A 21798-nucleotide genomic window follows, 5' to 3' on the forward strand; every position below is an offset into this window, starting at 1 on the left:
CACACTGCGCTCGCGGCGCCTGGCCTGGCAGAAAAACAGGCCCCGCAGAGCGCCGATGCATAGTGTCAACAGGCCCTAATTCCGGACCACAGAGGCGGCTTCCCGGAAACCCTCCATGTGCGATACGGTACACAAAAAACCCGATCGCTGCGGTTCCCGGTGGCATGCACGAAAAATCCTCTGAACTCCTGAAGCGCATTCGTGGGCGCCTGCACGCCACGGCCCGGCGCATGACGCTGGCCGATTTTCTGTTCGGGTGCGTCCTGACCACCGGCGCCATCGCAGGGTTGTGGCTTGTCGCCACCCTGATCGAAGCGGGGTGGCGGCTCGATGTGGCCCCCCGAACAGTACTTTTCCGGATTGTCGGGCTGGCGTCGCTCGGGCTATTGGCCTGGTTCCTGATACGCCCCCTGTTGAAAATAGCGGGACTTCTGCGTGACCGGGGCCCGGAGGCGATTGCCCGCGAGATTGGCCGCCGGATGCCGCGCATCGGAGACCGCCTCGTGAACCTGCTGGACCTTTCGGAAGGCCGCCACAGCGATACGCCCCAGCCCCTGCTTGATCAGGCCGTGCATATGCTGGGAACGGACGTCGAGTCGATCCCTTTCGAAACCGTCGCGGATTTTTCCAGAGCGAAGCGCACCATACGATTTGCCGCCGTTCCTGTCCTCTTGCTACTGTCCCTTCTTGCCGCGGCTCCCGGAACATTCATGGGCGCCTCCGCCCGCCTGCTTGCACCAGGAATGCACTTTGACCGGCCGGCTCCGTTCCAGTTCTACGTAACACCGGGTTCCGTCGAAATAGCGCGGGGTTCCACATTGGCTATAGAGATTCGTACCGAAGGTGAAGAACAACCCGCTGCACTCGAAATATCCATCAACCGCGAAAGCGAAGACCACATCGAGCGTATCCGCCTGAGCGAGGATTCGAGCGGCGTCTTCCGACATGAACTCGCGAACATCCGGCGGTCCCTTCGCTATCGTGTCGCTGCGGCGCCCGTCACAAGCGCCTGGTACAGGGTATCCGTTACCGATTATCCACTGGTCCGCAGCCTCCAGGTCACATTGCGTCCCCCGGCTTATTCTGGCCTCCCCGTCCGGCGGCTCGATCCCAATGTGGGCGATGTAGCGGGATTGCCCGGCACACTGGTGGAACTCGATATCACCCTCGGCGGCTCCGGGATCACCAACGCCGGCATTGCATTCGACGACGGCGTCTACATGCCTCTCGAGTCGGACGGCCAACGCGCGGTGGGAAAATTCACGGTATCCCGGAAGGGTTCATACCGGATTCTGCTTGAAAACACCCGAGGCGCCCGCAACAGAGCCCCCATCGAGTACGCCATCGATGCAGAGGAAGATGCCGCGCCGTCTATCCTGCTCGTGCGCCCGGAGGCTGATGACTTGCTTGACGAAACGCTCCAGCGGACGCTTGAAGGCAGCATCAGCGACGACTTCGGATTCCATGATCTGACGCTCTTCTACCGCCTTGCAGAAAGTCGTTTTGCCGAGCCGTCCGAGACGTTCGAACAAATAACGTTGCCCGCCCCGGATCCGCGAATGCCGGACCAGCAAATCGTGTACGACTGGCATATCGGCGCCACGACGTCCCTCGATCCCGTGCCGGGAGACGTCATCGAATACTTTGTACGCGTGCGGGACAACGATGCCTGGGCAGGATACAAGGCCGCCCAAACCCCTGCACGTCTGCTCCGGATGCCCTCGCTCGCCGAACGGTACGAATCCTTGCGTGAGGATCAGGAAGACGTTGAATCCCGGCTTCAGGACATACTGGACCAGGCTACGCAGCTGGACGAACGGTTTGACGAGTTACGCGACGAGGTGCGCCGTAAACAAAATGCGGACTGGGAAGACCAGCGTCAGATCGAACAGATTGAGCAACAGCAGCAGCACATGGAGGAACAGGTAAACGACCTGGCCGAGCAGGTCGAATCCATGAACCGCACCGCCGAGCAAAACAATCTGCTAAGTGAAGAAACACTCTCCCTGTATCGGGAAATGCAGCAGGTAATTGAAGAGATCGATTCGCCTGAATTGCGGCAAGCGCTTCAGCAACTTCAGGAATCCATCGCCAATATGGACCTCGCACAGGTACAGGAAGCGATAGAGCGCTTTGAATTCAGCGAAACGCAGTACCGGCAGCGGCTCGAACGAACCCTGGATTTATTCAAAAATCTGCGCGCCCAGCAAAGTCTGGAAGAGGCGGCGCGAAGGGCTGAGGAACTGGCCCGCCAGCAAGCGCGCATGCAGGAAGAAACAACCGAATTACTGCAACAGCAGGAAACGGAAAACCGAACTGAAAATCCGGATATTTCCCCGGACTTCCCCCCTGAAACTCCGACCGGAACGTCCGAAGACGACCAAACGCCGGAAGAGATTTCCGATCAGGAACGACTCGCGCAACGTCAGGAAAGCTCCTGGGAAGAAATGGAACAGCTTGAGGAACTGATGGAAGAAGCGCAGGAGCGGATCAAAGAAATGCAACGCGGCCCGGCTCGTGACATGCAACAACTGAACCGGTCGGTCAGGGAGCAGGATATGCAACAGCAACTGATGGAGAATGCCGACCAACTGCGTTCCGACCAGTTGAACAAGGCGCAATCCGGCCAGCAACGCATGCAGCAATGGTTCCGGCAACTCCGGAACGATCTTGTCAACATGCAACAAAGCATGCAGGGCGCGCAGCGACAAATAAACACAACCGGGCTGCGCCGGGCGCTCGGGGATGTCCTCACGCTCTCGCACGAACAGGAATCGCTCCGGAAAAACCTGCTTGAGCGCGCCTCGGATCAGTCGTCACTTCGTGAGGATGCCCGCCTTCAGGATGCGCTGTCGGCAGGGCTTGCGACCGTCATCGACTCCCTGCGCAGCCTTGAAAAAAACATTCCCCAACTCAGCCGGGAAGTACAACGGCTTTCCGGGCAGGCGCTCCTTGACATGGAACGGGCCACGAGCGCCATGACGGAGCGGGCTGGCAGAGAAGCCGGTAGCTACCAGACAGCCTCCATGATGCATCTGAACGAACTGGCCCTGCTACTCGCCGGCGTACTCGACCAACTCATGAACCAGCAGGGGTCCGGTGGGGGCAGCAGTATGCAGCAGGTCATCCGGCAGATGCAGCAAATGGCGCAGCAGCAGCAGCAACTGAACCAGCAAATCCAGCAGTTTCTGAACGACCTGCAGGGAAATCGCCTCGGAGCCAATATGGAGCAGCGGCTCCGGCAAATGCGTGCGCAGCAGCAAGCCATAAGGGAGCAACTCAGCCAGGTGCGCCGCAACCCGGAAGCCCGCGGCAGGTTACTGGGGGATCTGGACAAAATCGCCGAGGATATGGAAGAAACGCTTCGGGAATTGCAGGCGCGGCAGGTAGCCCCGCAAATGATCGAGCGGCAACAACGGATTCTGCAACGTCTGCTCGATGCCCAGCGCTCCATGCAGGAACGGGGCCGCGAACGACGGCGCGAATCGCGGGAGGGAAGAAACATTCTGCGTGAGGGGCCGACCGATGCACCCCGCGACGAAATCGGGGAAAAGCTTCATCGCGATCTCATCCGCGCACTCGAAAGCGGCTACGCACCCGATTTCGAGGAACGGATCAGGCGTTACTTCGAAGTCCTTCAACGCCAACAACAGGAACAGGAATAGGCAACGCGGCGCCGGAAGAAATCGCTCGTATCCTTACTTGGAGAATTCATTCGTTTTTAGTATATTTGTTGGCTACGTCTAACTTCATTTGATCGTTACAAATCCGGGCATGACCAATCCAATGAGGATTCTCTTCGTATCCGATGAAGTAAATCCTTTCTCGCAATCTTCAAGCACAGCGACCATCGTCCGACACCTCCCCGAGCAACTCCACAACGAGGGAGGATACGAAATGCGCATCATGATGCCCCGATACGGCATCGTCAGCGAACGCAGGAACCGTCTTCACGAAGTAATCCGGCTTTCGGGAACGCGCATCCAAATGGGCAACCGCACGGAAACACTCAAAGTGAAAGTGGCTTCCATCCCGGGGATACGCCTGCAGGTCTACTTCATGGACAATGATTATTATTTCAAACGGAAAGGCATCTATCAAACCGTCCAGAACGATCAGCTTTTTGAAGACAATCTGGAGCGGGCATTGTTTTTTGGACGGGCATCGCTCGAAACGATCCGGAAACTGGGATGGGCCCCGGATATTATCCATGCTTTCGGATGGATGAGCGGTTTTGTCCCTATGTTGTTGCAAACCGAATATGCCGGCGACGATATTTTCGGGGACACGCAAAGCGTGTTCACCCCGCATCCGGTTTCTTTCGATGCCGCAATCTGCGAAGCATTTGCCGAGGCCGAGGGCCTGACCGATACATTGCCTCTTTCCGGTAAGGACCTAAACCACGTCGGCAACATGTTCGCCGACGCCACCATCTCCCTCCCGCAGATTGAAGAAAAGGCGGCGAGCGCATTATCCTTCGCCGACACGCCGGGAGAACAGTTCGAAATGGCCCGATCGGTCTATGAACAATTGCTGAGCAAGGTAGCAGCCTGAATACCTGAAAGGCTCGCTTGCATTGTGTACACACGGGGAACCCGTGGTGATTTTACGCATACGCGTTTTTTGTCCCCTCACAATAAAATCCGGTCGATGACGTTCCTCATGCCACCGGATACCTTCTCCCAAAATCGAGCCTGCGTGAAGACGGCCCTGCCTACTCTGCTCGTATTCGTATGTATGGGCTTCCTGCTGGCAGCCTGCGACGATCCCGCAAACGTCGGCGGCAACCTGCTCGGCGCGGCCGGGGGAGACCCTGTCAACACGGTCGAGCCTCTTTCATCCCTGCGGGCTGTGGAGTTGAAACAATCCCCCGATAGTCCTCCACGTGTGCTTGCAGGCATGGTGGACGATCCTGTACTCGGGCAATACGAAGTACAGGGATATTTCGACATTACGGCCGTCACATCGGATGATTTTCGGGCCGGTAACGTCGAGGCAGTCGAATTGCGTCTGCGGCGCACCTATGTATACGGTGATTCAACCAGCGAACTGCGAGCCGTGCTGAGGGAAATCAATGAAGATTGGGGCACGGACGATATATCGATCGGCACCTCCTTTGCTACCGGGCCGATCCTCACGGAATTCACCTTTTCGGCCACGGATACGCTGGTTGTCGTTCCGCTGCCTGATTCCTGGGTTGCGGAGCGAGACCCTGTGCTCCGGGACCCCGATGTCGGTACTCTTTTCCATGGCTTCCGCATCGACCCGGTCGAAGGAAACGCGGTGGTCGGATTCGGCCCGATGGGTACAACACTGTTTGCAACCACCGGTTCGGACTCTCTTTTTTATCCGATTGGGAAAACCTACCCTTACGCTGAACGTTCGGCGTCCGTGGATATTCCCGAAAACCGGTTCCTCATGCAGGCAGGCATTGGACCTGTCCCCGAATTTTCGCTATCCGCATCGAGCGACATCTATACGTCCGGCGAACCGTTTTCCGTGAACCGGGCTACGCTCACGCTGTGGGCCGATACCCTGAGCTTCCGGCAAAACACGCCGACGCATTTCGAGCGTCCTCTTCTCCGAACGCTGGACCTCTACGCGCGAGTATCCGGCGACAGCGCCTATACCCTGATAGGTCGAAGTACGATGGACGACCAGGGCCGGTTTGTATTCGAGGGTACTGCGCTCGTGCGTAACATCGAGGAGTATATCACGGAAGACATAGAGTTCGAAATCCGGATGCCTGACCCGGAAACGCTGCCCACCGCATTATCCTCGGACCAGGCAAGCTATTACTATTATCACAGCTCCCTGAATCCCATGCTCTTTTATGATGCCGGCGACGGCGATAAGGCGCCTGCCGGGTTCATCACGCTCACCCCGATCTATTGACCGTACTCCGTCGAGCCAGGATGCCATCTCTTCGTTTTCCCCGCATCGGATCCGGATCTGCCCGTTTTGGCAGACCCCTCGAGGTATGCGCTGTCCTGTACCTCGTCACGGCGATGCTTGCCGTATCGCCCGGGTTGGCGCAGGATGCCCGCGACGGATCTCTGTATTCCCGTTTCGGCATCGGCACATTACAACTTCATGCAGGGGGACAGGGCACGGGAATCGGCCACGCCGGATTTGGCCTTCATTCGCTGCAATATGTGAATCCGAACAACCCGGGAGCCTGGGCCGATCAGGTGCTTACCCGAATTTCAGCAGGATTCGCCTACCAGAGCCTTGTGACTTCTAATGAAAACAAGGAGACCAGTCGACTTGCATCAGGCCACTTGGGCGGCATACAGTTAGGTTTTCCCCTCATCGAACGGAAACTGGGGATAGCATTGGGGTTCGCTCCCTTTTCGCGGGTGAGCTACAATGTAGCGAATGAAGGTACGCTTCTCTCCGGAGACCCGGTCCGGCCCGACACGGTGGGGTATCGCGTGAATTTTTTCGGATCGGGAGGAATACAGCAGGTTACAGGGGGGCTCGGATACAGGTTCAGCCCGAATTTCAGTGCCGGCGCCTCACTCAACGCCCTGTTTGGCCTCATCGATGACGGGCGAGAGACCATTTTCCTGGAAGGATCTTCCGGGCCCTTGTTTCTGGATACAAATCTTGAGACCTCAACAAGGTTAAACGGTTTGTCGGCTACGTTCGGAGCATTGTTCAGCGTACAAAACGTGTTTGCCGAAGAAGATTATATCAGTGTCGGCGGAGCCTTTACGCTCCCGACCACATTGTCGGCCAAACGGGTTACCGCCCTGGGGCAAAACCTCGACCGGGACACGTTGGGAACCACGATTTCCGGAAAAATCGACATGCCCTGGCAATTGGGCCTGGGCGTTGCGTATTATCCTGACAACCGGTGGACGGTATCGGCCGGCGGGAAATTCGCACCATGGACCAACCTGCGGAGCACGATCCCCTTGCCCGGATATGACTCGGGAACGGCACAGGGGTTATCAGACGTAGTGCAGTTCGGGACCGGCGTTGAATTCCTGCCTGCAGGTAGCGATCTTCTTGCAGCGTGGCCGGCGCGCATTGCCTATCGCTTCGGAATTTCCTGGGACCGGGCTTATATTTCCCCTGACCGGAATATGAACATCGAAACCACTTCGATTTCAGCAGGATTTGGTTTACCGACCCTGATACCGGGTGCGCGCCTGGATATAAATATGCAGGTGGGCATACGCGGCGCTGCGAATGCTGATCTCGTGCGCGATGTGTTCTACCGGCTCTCCATGTCGGTAAATATAGGCGAACGATGGTTCCAGACCCCGAGACTACGTTAAAGATACTCTGATCAAAACCACTTCGCTCAGCCCCTGAACTTTGCGGACTTAATCAGAGTATCCTTTAACATCAAAAGGTGTAACTTTATTGGCAGGCGATCCCCCTTCACAAGACAAGCTTTAATCATGCGGCGCATCGTAAAGCATATCTCCCTGTGTAGCCAAGGGCTCATTGCATCCGTAATCCTTGCGGTTGCATGCACCACCGGACCAGTGCAGCCTGTCCTCGCGCAATCCGACGAGGCAAACGCAGTAAGCGACCAGGACAAAGGCGTGCACTACAGCCTCTACTACGAGGATTTCAAAAACAGGAATTATCTGAGCGCCCTGCCGAACCTGCAATGGATCCTCCGGAACGCACCCGATTACCCACGGAATGACGACCGGAATTTCGAGCGAACCGTGGAACTCTACACAGCGCTGGCCACGGACTCGCCGAGTGAAGAGGGCAAACAAGCGCATCTCGACTCGGCGTACGTATGGTTCGATCGATCCATCGCAAACATGCGAGAAGGAGACATTGAATTCGACGAAGCCCAATGGCTGCTCCGAAAAGGGCGCTTCCTGCAAGAACACAGTCAATCGCTGAGCAGCGAGGCGCCTACATTCGCCTCGGTCTACAACGAAGTCTACACCATGATAGGGTGTAATATCGATGCATACTATGTACGTATTATCATCGACGACGCCGCCCGGAATGGCGACAAGCAGCGCGCCGTGAACCTGACGGACGAAGCCGAAACATGCTATCCCGACAATACGGATGTCGCTGCGTACCTCACGGAGATACGCAACGCCCTGTTCAGCACCCCGGAAGAACGCCTTGAGTTTCTCCAGACACGACTGGAAAACACCCCGGATAACATAGAGGTGGCCGCAGAACTCTTCGACATCTATCTCGAACTGGGCTACCGTGACGAGGCTGCAGAACTCGGCGACCGTCTGCTCGAAATGGATCCATCGCCCCTGACGTACCGCCGCCTTGGTCAACTTCATCTCCAGGATGGAAATGCAACCCGGGCGCTGTCCTATTATGAGCAGGCCCTCGAACTCCTCGGCGACGACGCCGACGTCACGGTCCGGCGGGATATTTTGTACAATCTGGGAATCGCCCGGCAACAGGACGGCGCCGTTTCCCAGGCACGATCCTTTTTCCGGCAGGCCATCCAGGTGGATGCAAATTTCGGGCAGGCATACATCGCCATCGGCGACCTGTACGCCGCCGCCGTATCGAATTGCGGCACATTCGAGCGGGAAGACCGGGCCGTTTACTGGCTGGCGGTGGATTATTATCAGCAGGCCCGGGCAAGGGACTCGAGTGTATCAGCGCAGGCGAATCAGAAAATCGCCACCTACCGGCGCAGTTTTCCGGATCAGGAAGCACTCTTTTTCCAAAACTGGGAGCCAGGGCAACCCTATCGCGTGGATTACGGCTGTTACTCGTGGATCAACGAAACGACCACCGTGCGCGCCCCGTAGCGCCTCGCGTTCGGCCCCCCTTCCCCCTTTCCTGTCACACACTTAACGGCCCGCGCCCGCGGCCCGTTCGTAGTATTCTGTAATTCTTGTCAACATTATGCAGATAGAACACATCACTGCCCGGCAGATTCTCGACAGCCGTGGTAATCCAACCGTCGAAGTCGATGTCATCACATCGGATGGGTTTCGTGGACGCGCCGCCGTCCCGAGCGGAGCATCCACGGGAGAACACGAAGCCGTGGAACTACGGGATGGGGACAACGGCGTCTATATGGGCAAAGGCGTACTGGACGCTGTCCGGAACGTGAACGAAATAATCGCCCCGGAATTGACCGGGCAGGATGTGCTGGACCAGGTTTCTGTGGACAATACGCTGATCGACCTTGACGGCACCGAAAACAAGGGGCGGCTTGGAGCCAATGCCCTGCTCGGCGTATCGCTTGCGGTCGCCAAGGCCGCCGCGGAGAATCTTGGTCTTCCCCTCTACCGATATATCGGCGGGACCAATGCCTCTACGCTTCCTGTACCGATGATGAACATCATCAACGGAGGGCATCATGCGGATAACAGCGTGGATATGCAGGAATTCATGATCATGCCGATCGGGGCAAGTTCCTTCAGCGAAGCACTCCGCGTCGGCGCCGAGATTTTCCATACGCTGCGAAGGGTGCTTAAGGAAAAGGGATACAATACAGCGGTGGGGGACGAAGGCGGCTTTGCCCCTGACCTGCGTTCCAACGACGAAGCCGTGGAGGTCATCCTCGAAGCCATTTCGCAGGCCGGATACGAAGCGGGGCGGGATGTCTATCTGGCCCTGGATCCGGCCACCTCCGAAATGTACCGGGACGGGTATTATCTTTTCTGGAAGAGCGATCCGAATACAAAGCGATCCGCCTCGGACATGATCGACTTCTGGGAAAACTGGGTTAATCAGTATCCTATCCTCTCCATCGAGGACGGTCTGGCCGAAGATGACTGGGACGGCTGGAAAGAACTTACGGACCGTCTCGGGAGCCGGATCCAACTCGTCGGGGACGATCTATTTGTGACGAATACTGATCGGTTGCAACAAGGCATCAGCGACGGAGCAGCCAACTCCATACTGATCAAACTGAATCAGATCGGCACACTGACGGAAACGCTTCAGGCCATCGAGCTCGCGCACACCCATGGATATACGGCGGTGATCAGCCATCGCTCCGGCGAAACCGAAGATGCGACCATTGCGGATCTTGCCGTAGCCACGAATGCCGGTCAGATCAAGACCGGTTCCGCAAGCCGCAGCGACCGCATCGCAAAATACAATCAATTACTGCGCATTGAGGAGTTGCTCGAGTCCGCAGCTTCTTTTCCCGGCATCGGCGCGCTCCGTCTCGGCGCCATAGAACAATAGCTGTATGAAGAAGAAATCCTTCAACCGGTCGCCAAACCGAAGCGGAGCGGACATGCCGTCCTCCCGGTTATCTCTGTCTACGGACACGAAACGGCGCCTGGGTAAAATAATCCTGTGGGCTATTGTAGCAGCCGCCCTCGGCTCGTTCGTATTCCTTGACAGCCACAGCCTCCTCAAACGTATGACGTGGCGCAACGAATACACGGAAGTGCGCCAGGAAAACGAAAGGCTGCGTGCCGACATCGAACAACTCGAAAAAGAAGTTAGCGAAGGTCTCTCCGACGAAGCAGTGGAAAAAATCGCGCGTGAGGAATATGGCATGCACCGTCCCGGCGAAACGGTGTACCCTGTCGAAGAGCGCACCCACGCCAAAACGGATGCGCCGGAAAGTCGGCAACATGAAACCATGAACGAATCTCCGGACCACGCATCCGAACGCCAGCGCACTGCAAACGATTGACCCTTCCGGCACGCATTTTTCATAGATCTCCCGGAATGACCCGGCGCCTGCATCAAAAGACCTCGGCATGAATCAGCTCGCAATAGGGATCGATCTTGGAGGAACCATGATCAAGGCGGCCCTTGTCCGGCGTGATGAGGGATTCGTCGTCGAGAAAGCGCGCGACACCGAGGCAGTCCACGGCCCCGATCATGTACTGGACCGTATTGCGGACCTTATCCGTTCTGTCGCGGCCGAGGCCCCGGATGCGGCAATCAGCGGCATCGGCATCGGAGCGCCGGGGGCAATCAACTGGGAGCGTACGTCGGTCGTACAACCGCCCAACCTGCCTGGATGGGGGGTCGTCAATCTCCGGGAAGCGCTGCAGGCGCGTCTGGGCGACGATTTCCCCGTATTCGTAGAAAACGACGCCAATCTGGCCGGGCTTGGTTCCGCACACTACGGTAGAGGACGCCCCTACCCTTCTTTCATCATGGTCACGCTGGGTACAGGGGTGGGCGGCGCCATCATTTACGACCGGAAGATATTCCGTGGAACCACCGGGGCCGCTGCGGAAATCGGGCATATGACGATCAATTTCGCAGGGGACATCGACCGATACGGCATCGCAGGTTCGATCGAGGCATACCTGGGGCAGAAGTACCTGTCCCGTTACGGACGCCACAAGTTGCTCACCCGGCACGAAAGCATCATTCACCAGATGGCGGGGCAGGATCTGCAGAACCTAACCCCCCTCATGCTCTACGAAGCAGCGTGCAGTGGGGACGAACCCGCCCGGGAAATCCTGAGATGGGCGGGCCACAAACTGGGCGTCGTGCTCGGGGCATCCATCAACCTTCTGGACATTCGTAAGGTAGTGGTAGGCGGCGGGCTTTCGGCCGCAGGGGATTTCATCATTGACGCAGCCCGGAAAAGCATTCGGGAATACGTCATCCCGGATCACCGGGACGAGATCGAAATCGTGCGAGAAACCCTCGGCAACGAAGCGGGTATGCTCGGAGCCGCCCATCTGGTCTTTCAGTCTCTCGACGAAGAAGCGGTCAGGTCGCCCGCATAATCCCGGACATCCGGTAGCCGCCTGAACCCGGAAGGGCTTGCATGTCCACCATCCGCCCTGTTTCATGATCGGGGTTCGCCGACCATTTCTTGCTGCGCTGCTTTTCCTCGCGGGCAATGCCCTGCCCATCCCCTGCCTGGCCCAGAATGCAGACGCCCCTATCCGGTTTTCCGCGAAAGATTCGCTGGTGATATCCTTCAGCGAGGAGAACGATATAGGGAGATTGTACAATTATGCAGAAATTGCATACAAAGAGGCCGAACTATACGCATTTCGCATAGATATTCTTTTTGACCAGGATGAATTGCATGCATCCGGCTTCGAAAGCGATACCGGCGCGGTTGGCACTCCATCATTTACACAAGGATCGGAAGCCTTCGAGGGAGATCATATCTCCTTTAATGCGGCCACGGAGCGAGGAAGGGTAACTGGCGCCCGCACTACTCTCGATGAGGGATTCATACGGGCCAGTGTAGTAAAAGTCGGGGAAGACAGTACCCTGTATGTGGCGGAAGGGGCCTATACGACGTGCGAATGCCTGGACGATCCTTCGTACTCGCTGCGGTCGAGCAAAATGAAAATCGTTGATCAGGAGTGGATCTACACGGGGCCTATTCGCCTCTATCTGTTCAATATTCCCACCCCGCTGTGGCTGCCGTTTGGTTTTGTGCCTGCCCGCGAAGGCCGGCGCAGCGGTCCCCTGCCCCCCCGCTACGGGGAGGACGAACGAGGATTTTATCTGCGCAACTGGGGATGGTACCAGGCGATCAACGAATATATGGACGCCCGGGTTGAATTCGGCCTATGGACCCGAGGCAGTTTCCAGGTCACGCCGCAATTCCGTTACGCAAAGCGATACCGCTATTCCGGGCAGATTCTCGTGGACTACCTGAAAAACCGGAACGGGGAGCGAGGCGATCCCGATTTTTCGGAATTCGGCACCGGGCGGCTGCGCTGGACCCATAATCAGGAACTGAACCCGACCACCAGGCTTCGCGCGAATGTCGATTTGTCTTCCTCAAGCTACCTGCGCACCTCTTCGGAACGGTACGACGATCGTGTCCGGCAAACGGTCCAGTCGAGCGCAGGGTTCAGTAAAACCTGGCGTAGAGCAGGACGCAATCTGGCCCTGAACCTTAGCCACCACCAAAATCTCGAAAACGGTAATGTCCGTGTAGTGTTGCCCAGCCTCACATTCCGCCAGAGTGCCCGCAAGCCGTTTGAGCGGGAGAACAGACCGGGGGGAGGGCGCTGGTATGAACGTATCACGTACGATTACAGCCTGAATACGGACAACCGGTACAACTTTGTCCCGAACGACACGACAGACATCGCATGGTACGAAGCACTGATCTCTCCCTCAAAATACCGGGAGGCGACCGGCGGGTCGGAACCCTTCGCCTTTAAAGCAGCACACCGGGTCAACATTGGAGCCGGACTTCCGGCGCTTTCCCGGACCTTTCCCGTGCACCTCGTCCCGAATATCAATTACACGGAGGACTGGTTTATCCAGACGGAACGCCGGCAGGTGGACGAAACAGGCCGGGTCACGGTCGAAAAGGCCCCGGATTTCCTTGCCCTGCGGCAATTTTCGACCGGGGTTTCCATGAATACGACATTCTACGGGATTTTTCCTTTGCGGATTGGCCCCCTCGATGGGCTGCGCCATACCGTCCGCCCCAGCATGAGCTTCAATTACCGTCCCGATTTTTATGCGGATGCCTGGGGCTATACAGCCTCGTATACCGATGCGAACGGAGAACGTCAACGATATGCGCTCGTCCCCGGCGTACAGCGCTTCGGACAACAAAGCATGAGTTTTTCGGTCGATAATGTATTCGAGACACGCCATGTCTCCACCGACTCCACCGGAACAGAACACAGGAATGTGGTCCGGCTGTTAAACGCGGGGTTAGCAACCGGCTACAACTTTGCCGCCGACTCGATGAAACTGGGGGATCTGCGCATGAACGCACGTACCCGGATCGCCGGCAATCTCAGCCTGAACATGGGCGCCACATTCTCTCCGTATGCCCTGAATACCGAAGGTACCCGGGTAGTCAATCGGTTCCTCTTCTCCGACCGGCCCTGGCTCCCCGTACGACCCACCTTGTTCAGGGTAAGCCTGAACACTTCGTTTCAAAGCGAACGAACCGGTCCGGAACGCCCCTTCAACAGGTTGCGCTCCCGTGATCTGCCCGCCGGTGCAGGTATGCCGGGAGGAGCGCTATTCACCGGAAACGACACGTTCCGGTCTCCATATTCGGGTACGTTAGACAGTTATGCCGACTTTGCCATCCCGTGGTCACTGCGCCTCGACTTGAGTTATAATTATTCCAAACTGTTCAGCGACTCGAGAAGAACCGCAGCGCTGAACGCCCAGTTCGATTTCAACCTGACACCGGACTGGAAAATACAGGGGCGCTCCGGATACGATTTCGAAGCGAAAAAACTCATCTATACCAGCGTGTCCGTTTTTCGCGATTTCGACTGCTGGGAAATGGCGATCAATTGGGTGCCCTTCGGGCCGTACCAGTCTTACAGCTTCGACCTGCACGTAAAAAGCGGGCAATTACGCGATCTTCTTCGCCTCCGGCAACCACGCTCCGACATAAGAGGGCGATTCGGAAGGCTGCGGAACTGAGGTGCTCCGGGATACTCCGATGAAGTCCGCTTCGATCAGAGTATCCCTGCTATTCCTGGCCCGGCCGGCCGGTTTCCTCCCGGTCGTCGAGGACCCACCGCGCCGACGAGGGCCGCAGGGTTACGACTTCCGAAAAGGTCTCCTGCGGATCCAGCCACGCCCGCAAGAGATGTCCGTCCATCTCCACCCACCACTCGGTCAGGGTGCCCAGGAACTGCCGGCTTACAAGCCGCGCCTCGATACCCTCCGGAGACACCTCGAAATGCTCCGGCCGGATAGACAAAACGCATCCCGGCGGCGGCTTCTCCTGCGGCGCCAGCCGCGCCGAAAGGCGGCGATCCCTCACGATATTGCTCCCCCCAAGAAACTCGGCCACATACGCCGTCTGCGGCTCCCGGTACAAGCGCTCGGGATCGCCCGATTGCACCAGGCGCCCCGCTCTCATGACCCCGATTCGATCCGACAACGCCAGGGCCTCCTGCTGGTCATGGGTGACATAGATACTGGTAATGCCCAAGCGATGCTGAAGCACCTTCAATTCCCGTCGAGTTTGCTCGCGGAGCGCAATGTCGAGGTTGGAAAGAGGCTCGTCGAACAGCAGTACATCCGGCTCCACGGCTACGGCGCGCGCCAGAGCCACCCGTTGCTGTTGCCCGCCGGAAAGCTCCGTAACAGGCCGGTCTGTCAACGCGTCCATCTCCACTCGCCGGAGTGCTTCGCGCACGCGCTCCCGGCGGCGAGCCAGTGGCACTTTGCGTACACGCAACCCGTACGCCACATTCTCTCCAACGGTCATATTGGGGAAAAGCGCGTAGTTCTGGAACACCATAGCGGTGGGCCGGCGACGCGGGGGCATGCTGGTCATATCGCGGCCGGCAATGCGCACCGTGCCCGCATCAGGCCGCTCGAAACCGCCTATTACACGCAATAAGGTGGTCTTGCCGCACCCGGAAGGACCAAGCAACGAGAAGAATTCGCCCGCCCTTACTTCCAGCGATACGTTATCCACCGCCACCGTAGTGCCGTACCGCTTCGTAACGCCTTCAAGCGTCACGGCCGATTCAACCATCCGATCTGTCTGATTCACCGCACCGATGCGTACTGATTAGGGTCTGTTAACACTATGCAGCAAAACCGGAAAACGGCGCAATTCACGCCGTCCCGTGGAGTGCGTGCGTAACCCTTGCAGCAGCCTCCTTCAGCAACACCGCCGTCTCCAGTTCGAGACCGCTCTCCTGTAGAATTTTCTGCCCTTCTTCCGCATTCGTACCCTGAAGGCGCACGATAAGCGGCACCGTAATGTTCACATTCGCCGCGGCCTCCACAATGCCTGCCGCCACCCGGTCACACCGTACGATGCCGCCGAAAATATTCACGAGCACTGCTTTGACATTGGGGTCTTTCAGGATGATCCGAAAGCCCTGCTCCACGGTTTCCACGCCGGCGGCGCCGCCCACATCAAGAAAGTTGGCCGGTTCTCCCCCGGCCAATTTGATCATGTCCATGGTAGCCATGGCAAGGCCGGCGCCATTGACCATACACCCTACATCGCCGTCGAGGCGAATATAGTTGAGGCGATGCTCGGCCGCCTCTACCTCGAGCGGATCCTCTTCGTGCAAATCGCGCAGTGCAGCAAGATCCGCATGGCGATACAGTGCATTGTCGTCGAGATTTATTTTGGCGTCGATGGCCAGCAGGTCTCCACTCCCTGTCCGCACAAGGGGGTTGATCTCCGCCAGCGAGGCGTCTATGCCGGTATACGCTTCATACAGGGCGGCAATAAACCGGACGCCCTGCTTGAAAGCCGCTCCTTCAAGCCCCAATGCGAACGCTGCGGCCCGCGCCTGAAACGGTTGCAGGCCGGTCATGGGATCCACCCACACCTTGCTTATCTTGTCGGGGGTTTCTTCCGCAACCTTCTCGATTTCAACGCCCCCCTCGGTAGAAACCATAATCACGTTCATGCTCCGCTGTCTGTCAAGCGTCACACCTGCATAATATTCCTTCGCGATATCGGCAGCTGCGGTGATCAATACCGCCCGCACCCGCTGTCCCTCAGGCCCGGTTTGCGGGGTAACCAGTTGCATCCCAAGAATAGCTTCCGCCTGCTCACGCACCTCTTCAATCCCTTTGGCCAGTTTGACTCCTCCTCCCTTTCCCCGTCCGCCTGCATGTATCTGGGCCTTTACGACAAACAGGGATACGCCCTCTTTTTGCAGCGCCTCCGCAGCAGCCACTGCTTCCTCGACAGTGTACGCTACGCTCCCCGGCGATACGGCAACGCCGTATCCTTCGAGGATATCCTTGGCCTGATATTCGTGCAGTTTCATGGTGTGTATACCCTAAATTGAAATACGCAGCACAGCACGGCAGTTAGCAAGGTACGGCACACGTTCGAAGAATCCATCCCGCCTCTGCAAAGTACCTGTGGATGCTCTGATCAATTCCCGTGAACCGATTCGACCGTCATATTGTTTTCCGGCTTCTGAGCGGTTTTGCGGCGCTCATCGCGGCGCTCATCGTGTTCTTCATTGTCCTGCATTACGTTGAATTCATTGACGATTTCCTGGATCGCGGCGCTACGATGCGTGAGGTTTTTCTTGTTTATTATCCCAATTACATCCCGGAAATCGCCCGACTTACGGCGCCGCTGGCGCTTTTTCTGTCCTGCGTGTACCTGACCGGGCGCCTGTCCCAAAGCCTGCAACTCTCCACACTTCAGACCAGCGGCGTTTCGCTCTACCGGTTGCTGGTTCCATATCTCGCCACGGGCATCGCCGTGACCGCGTGCATGTTCTGGTTCAACGGTTGGGTAGTGCCCGAAACCAACCGCACCGTGCTCGAATTCGAGTTGCGCTTCCTGAAAGATGCTCCCCGGGTCATAGAAACGAACAACATCCATCGGCAACACAGCCCGGGGTCATACATCTCCGTGGGATATTACGATCGACGCAACGAGACCGCCCATCGAATCTCCCTGCAGCATTTCAATGAAGCGAACCGTCTTGTACAGCGCATTGACGGGGTACGTATGAGCTGGATCGATTCCCTGTCGATCTGGCAGATTCACCAACCCGTCGTACGCACGTTTTCGAAGGACGTCGAGACGCGGCAGGTGCTGACCCGAATCGACACAACTCTGACGATTCTCCCGCGCGACCTCGCCCGCACCGAGCGTGATGTGGAATCCATGACGATTCCCGACGCGGCAAGATACATTCGTGACATCGAGCGTTCCGGCGCCGGTGGGCTCGGACGTACGCAAGTCGGATATTACGCCAAATTCGCCTGGCCTTTCGCGAACCTTATTCTCGTCCTGATCGGCATGCCGCTCGCAGCAACTCGGCGGCAAGGCGGGCAAGCCATGCAGATTGGCATCGGACTCTTTGTCGCCTTCCTGTACCTTACCGTGCAGAAGATCACAGAGCCGCTGGGGTATACCGGGGTGCTACCTCCTTCCGTAGCGGTATGGCTGCCGCACGCATTGTTCCTTGCCGCGGCTATTTTCCTGCTGGTGCGGGTGCGGAAATAAGCCGCCTTCGTTACGCCTGTCCGGCCATACCGCCAAACCGGATGGACTGCCCGGGCTGCTCCCGCTCCTCGATCTCGCCGTGCATCGCCTCGTACTTTTCGATGTTGTCGTGCAACGCCCGCAACAACCTGCGCGCATGATGCGGGGTTACGATGACCCGGTTCTTTACGCGCGCCGTCGGAACGCCTGGCATCACCCGGATGAAATCCAGAATGAATTCTTCGGGAGAATGAGAAATCATCACCAGATTCGCATAGACACCCTCCGCCGTCTTTTCATCCAGTTCTATGTTGAGTTGATTGTCCGCCTTCTGGTTATCTGTGTCGTTCATTGCAAACCTCCGATGAATATCGATGCTTTTCGTCGTATGCCGCCCTACCCTGTCAGACAGCACGCCTGGAAATCCACGCGTGCTTCGGGTCATCTCTGAAAACCCATACGCGCTGGGGACCGGCCATTACATTAAGGTAATAGAGATCGTACCCATGAGGGGCGCCCACAGGATGGTAACCACGGGGCACCATCACGCAGTCGCCGTCGTGTACCGAGACAGTTTCGTCCAGCGATCGATCGTCGGTATAAACACGCTGAAATGCGAACCCCTGTTTCGGGCGGAGCCGGTGGTAATACGTCTCCTCAAGCAAGGACTCCTCCGGCAGCGCGTCTACATCGTGTTTATGCGGCGGGTAGCTGGACCAGTGTCCAGCGGGAGTAATCACTTCCACCACCAGCAGGCTATGCGCCGGCGCTGACTCCGGGAGAATGTCCTGTACGTGCCGCGTATTCGTTCCCGACCCGCGAATCTCGACCGGGTGTTCACCCGGCGCAATCAGCCGGGGTTCGTAATCGCCGCCGCCGGGCGCCGTGCATAACGCCACCTCCAGATCGGTCTCCGGCGTGATCGAGAATGCGGTCTTATGAGGAACATACACGGCGGTGGGCGGACCATCGAATACGTCACTGCGCCCCCCAAGCTCCGTGAACGATTTTTCTCCCGCAACGACCGTCGCCTTTCCGGACAAGAGGACGATACAGGTTTCCTGCTCGTTTGCCTCTATATCCAGGGTTTGCCCGGGCAGCAAATTATACACCGCAAATCCCACGTATTCCCAACCAGCGGATTGGGGGGTGACGCTTAGCACCTGTCCGTCCGCGTTTCGTTCACCCGTTGATACTACTAACTTGCTCATTGTCGTTTGCTCCGTGTTACTGAGATACCGCTCGGACGGATGCGCGCAGGGCCGCCAATCCGGCTTCGGCATACTGTCTTGGGTCTGCTTTCCCGGGATCTTGTTCGGCCTCCACCACCACCCAGCCCCGATACCCGATTTCGTTCAACGCACTGGTCACAGGGTCGAACGAAATCACGCCGTCCCCGGGAACCGTGAACATCCCCTCGATCACGCCGGTCAGGAAGCTGGCATTCTTCGCACGGATATCCGCCAGAACCGCCGGACGGACGTCCTTGTAATGCACATGCGCAACCCGTTGCGGGAATGCAAAGACTATTTCCACCGGATCGATAGCGCCCACGTATGCGTGACCGGTATCCAGCACGATACCGACTGAATTCGAAGTCTCGGCGAAAAAGCGCCGAAGTTCCGATGCCGTCTCAACCACAGTGCCTGTGTGATGATGATAGGCGAAGCGCAATCCTTGCTTCCGGATATAGTCCGCCACTTCGCTTAAACGTTGTCCGAAAAGCGGCCAGGTTTCGTCATTCAGGACCGGCTTATCCTGCATGCCCTTATCGATGTCAGAATGAATCGTGTTGCTGCATTCCGCATAGATGAACACCTCGCAATGCAGCGCTTTCAACAACGCAAGGTGATCCTGGAGGCTGGCAATTTCCGACTCGGCATCGTCCTGCAGAATGTTGCCCGAATACCAGCCGCCAATCAGGGCAAGTCCGTATTGGTCGAGAATCGGCCGAAGTTCCGTCGCATTACGTGGAAATTTATTGCCCAACTCAATACCATCGAAGCCGAGTTCCGCCGTATCGGTAAGGCAGGTCTCAAGTGGCGTTTCGCCGCCCAACCACAGCAAGTCATCATTCGACCATGCAATGGGATTGACGCCAAACCGTATTTCCATACCGCTACCCATCCACGCGCTGTTTCCTTGTGGCGGTGTCATAAGCTGCGCGGGCAGTGATGACCGTCTTCAGATCGGATACCGCGGGGACCGCCACATCCCACCAGGCGCCGCCAATATCGCCGCTTCCGTCACGTCCGACAGCAACGGAAATTACCGTCGAGCGTTCGGACGCCCGTGCGTCCTGCAACGATGAGCCAAGCGCGTCGATGGAATCCACGTGCACCGCATCGGCGCCCATACTTTCCGCATGAGCCACGAAATCGATGGCCGGCAGCACTTCGTGCACCGTGTCTTCGAACATATTATTGAAGCTGGGCGAGCCGGCGCTGCGCTGCAGATTGTCGATGCAGCCATAGCCCTGGTTGTCAAACAGGACGACGATGATCTTATGGCCCATCATTACTGCTGTGGCCAGTTCGGAATTCATCATCATGTAGCTGCCATCCCCGACGACGACAAGTACTTCGCGGTCAGGCAGGGCCATTTTTACGCCGAGGCCGCCCGCGATCTCATACCCCATGCAGGAATACGCATACTCGACGTGGTATCCACCAGGCTTCGGCGTACGCCATAATTTGTGAAGTTCACCGGGCAGCGAGCCTGCTGCACAAACCACCACCGAGTCCTCGTCTGCGACCCTGTCGATGGCCCCCAGTACCTGCGCATAGGAGAAGGGCGGACCGCCGGGGGCGGTAAGCGCACCGTGAACAACGGCCCGCCATTCATCGGCCCTTTGCATGGACAGCGACCGCCAGGTGTCATCGACTGCGTACCCGTGCAGAGCAGATTGAAGGCTTGACAGCAAACGCTTCGCATCGGAAAAAATCGGTATCGCGCCGTGCTTGCTGGCGTCCAGCGGATTCACATTGACCTGCACCAGTTCCCGATCCGGATTGCTGAACAGGGATCTCGACGCAGTGGTGAAGTCCTGCAGCCTTGTGCCGATGCCGATGATCAGGTCGGCTTCCGCCGCCGCTGCATTGGCCGCGGACGATCCGGTCACGCCAATCGCACCCAGATTGAGCGGGTTTTCCCAATGCAATGCGCCTTTGCCGGCCTGCGTTTCGGTGCATGGGATACCGACCGCGTCAATGAAAGAGGCTAATGCATCGCTTGCCTTGCTGTAGAGCACGCCGCCGCCGGAAATGATCAATGGGCGCTTCGACGATCTCACGCGCTGTGCGAGGTCGTGGACTTCTGACATCGCTGCGTCAGGCACCTGCACTTTCCATATCCGTTTTTCAAAAAACGCTTCCGGATAATCATAGGCCTCCGCCTGCACGTCCTGGCATAACGCAAGCGTGACCGGGCCGCAGCGGGATGCATTCATAAATGTGGTCATCGCCCGGGGCAGCGCGGTGATAATCTGTTCGGGTCGCGTGATCCGGTCAAAGTATCTGGATACGGGACGAAAACAGTCATTCGCACTCACCGTGCCGTCGCTAAAACTTTCGATTTGCTGCAGTACAGGGTCCGGCCGCCGATTGGCAAAAACATCCCCGGGCAAAAAAAGCACCGGCAGGCGGTTGGCATGCGCAAGCGCTGCAGCCGTGACCAGATTCGTGGCGCCGGGTCCAATGGATGTCGTGCAGGCCATTGCTCCCCGACGCATCAACGCCTTTGCGTACGCGATGGCGGCCAGCGCCATGCCCTGCTCGTTGTGGGCGCGGTAGGTCGGCAGGGTATTCTTGCTTGCGAAAAGGGCTTCGCCTATCGCCGCCACATTGCCATGGCCGAAAATGGCCCAGACTCCGGCAAAATACGGGCGGATATCCCCATCGTCATCGATGTATTGATTGGCGAGATACCGCACCAGTGCTTGTGACATTGTCAACCGCATAGATGTGTCT

General features: G+C 57.6%; 16 protein-coding genes. 10 read left to right on the forward strand and 6 right to left on the reverse strand.

The annotated features are described in order from the left end of the window. Positions 1–164 precede the first annotated feature (164 nt). From F4Y00_10795 to F4Y00_10835, 9 genes are all read left to right on the forward strand, one after another. Positions 165–3665 (forward strand): chromosome partitioning protein ParA, encoded by a 3501-nt coding sequence (locus tag F4Y00_10795; protein MYE05443.1) that lies wholly within the window; start codon positions 165–167, stop codon positions 3663–3665. A gap of 121 nt (positions 3666–3786) precedes the next feature. Further along, on the forward strand, positions 3787–4554 hold the full coding sequence (locus tag F4Y00_10800) for a glycogen synthase (protein ID MYE05444.1): 768 nt from the start codon (positions 3787–3789) through the stop codon (positions 4552–4554). A gap of 144 nt (positions 4555–4698) precedes the next feature. Next, entirely contained in the window at positions 4699–5895 is a 1197-nt protein-coding gene (locus F4Y00_10805; protein MYE05445.1) for a hypothetical protein, read from the forward strand. Between the two features lie 20 nt (positions 5896–5915). Continuing rightward, positions 5916–7286, forward strand: a complete 1371-nt coding sequence (locus tag F4Y00_10810; protein ID MYE05446.1) for a hypothetical protein — start codon at positions 5916–5918, stop codon at positions 7284–7286. Between the two features lie 126 nt (positions 7287–7412). Further along, positions 7413–8765 (forward strand): tetratricopeptide repeat protein, encoded by a 1353-nt coding sequence (locus tag F4Y00_10815; GenBank protein ID MYE05447.1) that lies wholly within the window; start codon positions 7413–7415, stop codon positions 8763–8765. Between the two features lie 94 nt (positions 8766–8859). Next, complete coding sequence (locus tag F4Y00_10820; protein MYE05448.1) at positions 8860–10158, forward strand: phosphopyruvate hydratase; 1299 nt, start codon at positions 8860–8862, stop codon at positions 10156–10158. A gap of 52 nt (positions 10159–10210) precedes the next feature. Beyond that, positions 10211–10618 (forward strand): septum formation initiator family protein, encoded by a 408-nt coding sequence (locus F4Y00_10825; protein MYE05449.1) that lies wholly within the window; start codon positions 10211–10213, stop codon positions 10616–10618. A gap of 67 nt (positions 10619–10685) precedes the next feature. Continuing rightward, positions 10686–11675: an ROK family protein gene (locus tag F4Y00_10830; GenBank protein ID MYE05450.1), complete on the forward strand. Its 990-nt coding sequence runs from the start codon at positions 10686–10688 to the stop codon at positions 11673–11675. Between the two features lie 64 nt (positions 11676–11739). Next, positions 11740–14319: an LPS-assembly protein LptD gene (locus F4Y00_10835; GenBank protein ID MYE05451.1), complete on the forward strand. Its 2580-nt coding sequence runs from the start codon at positions 11740–11742 to the stop codon at positions 14317–14319. A 49-nt stretch (positions 14320–14368) separates the two neighbouring features. Here F4Y00_10835 and F4Y00_10840 read toward each other — a convergent pair whose 3' ends face one another. Beyond that, positions 14369–15388: an ABC transporter ATP-binding protein gene (locus F4Y00_10840; protein ID MYE05452.1), complete on the reverse strand. Its 1020-nt coding sequence runs from the start codon at positions 15386–15388 to the stop codon at positions 14369–14371. Between the two features lie 82 nt (positions 15389–15470). Beyond that, positions 15471–16649 carry an ADP-forming succinate--CoA ligase subunit beta gene (gene sucC / locus F4Y00_10845; GenBank protein ID MYE05453.1) on the reverse strand — a complete coding sequence of 393 codons (1179 nt, stop codon included), beginning with the start codon at positions 16647–16649 and terminating at the stop codon, positions 15471–15473. Positions 16650–16768: 119 nt separating this feature from the next. Between sucC and F4Y00_10850 the strand changes: the two genes are divergently transcribed. Beyond that, entirely contained in the window at positions 16769–17851 is a 1083-nt protein-coding gene (locus F4Y00_10850; GenBank protein MYE05454.1) for a YjgP/YjgQ family permease, read from the forward strand. A 10-nt stretch (positions 17852–17861) separates the two neighbouring features. Here the strand turns inward: F4Y00_10850 and F4Y00_10855 are convergent, their stop codons facing one another. Genes F4Y00_10855 through iolD form a run of 4 tightly spaced genes read right to left on the reverse strand, consistent with a single transcriptional unit; the run spans position 17862 to position 21776 of the window. Further along, entirely contained in the window at positions 17862–18182 is a 321-nt protein-coding gene (locus F4Y00_10855; GenBank protein ID MYE05455.1) for a DUF3467 domain-containing protein, read from the reverse strand. 52 nt (positions 18183–18234) lie between these two features. Then, positions 18235–19041 (reverse strand): 5-deoxy-glucuronate isomerase, encoded by an 807-nt coding sequence (gene iolB, locus F4Y00_10860; protein ID MYE05456.1) that lies wholly within the window; start codon positions 19039–19041, stop codon positions 18235–18237. A 16-nt stretch (positions 19042–19057) separates the two neighbouring features. Further along, positions 19058–19945: a myo-inosose-2 dehydratase gene (iolE, locus tag F4Y00_10865; protein ID MYE05457.1), complete on the reverse strand. Its 888-nt coding sequence runs from the start codon at positions 19943–19945 to the stop codon at positions 19058–19060. Positions 19946–19949: 4 nt separating this feature from the next. After that, a complete protein-coding gene (gene iolD, locus F4Y00_10870) occupies positions 19950–21776 on the reverse strand; it encodes a 3D-(3,5/4)-trihydroxycyclohexane-1,2-dione acylhydrolase (decyclizing) (GenBank protein ID MYE05458.1) in 1827 nt (608 codons plus the stop codon). Between the last annotated feature and the right edge of the window lie 22 nt (positions 21777–21798).

The organism is Bacteroidetes bacterium SB0662_bin_6 (assembly GCA_009839485.1).
In the GTDB taxonomy this organism is placed as follows: domain Bacteria; phylum Bacteroidota; class Rhodothermia; order Rhodothermales; family VXPQ01; genus VXPQ01.

Coding starts and splice junctions, on each gene's coding strand:
- F4Y00_10795 (MYE05443.1), top strand. CDS start 165: ATGCACGAAAAATCCTCTGAACTCCTGAAGCGCATTCGTGGGCGCCTG.
- F4Y00_10800 (MYE05444.1), top strand. CDS start 3,787: ATGAGGATTCTCTTCGTATCCGATGAAGTAAATCCTTTCTCGCAATCT.
- F4Y00_10810 (MYE05446.1), top strand. CDS start 5,916: ATGCCATCTCTTCGTTTTCCCCGCATCGGATCCGGATCTGCCCGTTTT.
- F4Y00_10815 (MYE05447.1), top strand. CDS start 7,413: ATGCGGCGCATCGTAAAGCATATCTCCCTGTGTAGCCAAGGGCTCATT.
- F4Y00_10825 (MYE05449.1), top strand. CDS start 10,211: ATGCCGTCCTCCCGGTTATCTCTGTCTACGGACACGAAACGGCGCCTG.
- F4Y00_10830 (MYE05450.1), top strand. CDS start 10,686: ATGAATCAGCTCGCAATAGGGATCGATCTTGGAGGAACCATGATCAAG.
- F4Y00_10835 (MYE05451.1), top strand. CDS start 11,740: ATGATCGGGGTTCGCCGACCATTTCTTGCTGCGCTGCTTTTCCTCGCG.
- F4Y00_10840 (MYE05452.1), bottom strand. CDS start 15,388: ATGGTTGAATCGGCCGTGACGCTTGAAGGCGTTACGAAGCGGTACGGC.
- sucC (MYE05453.1), bottom strand. CDS start 16,649: ATGAAACTGCACGAATATCAGGCCAAGGATATCCTCGAAGGATACGGC.
- F4Y00_10855 (MYE05455.1), bottom strand. CDS start 18,182: ATGAACGACACAGATAACCAGAAGGCGGACAATCAACTCAACATAGAA.
- iolB (MYE05456.1), bottom strand. CDS start 19,041: ATGAGCAAGTTAGTAGTATCAACGGGTGAACGAAACGCGGACGGACAG.
- iolE (MYE05457.1), bottom strand. CDS start 19,945: ATGGAAATACGGTTTGGCGTCAATCCCATTGCATGGTCGAATGATGAC.
- iolD (MYE05458.1), bottom strand. CDS start 21,776: ATGTCACAAGCACTGGTGCGGTATCTCGCCAATCAATACATCGATGAC.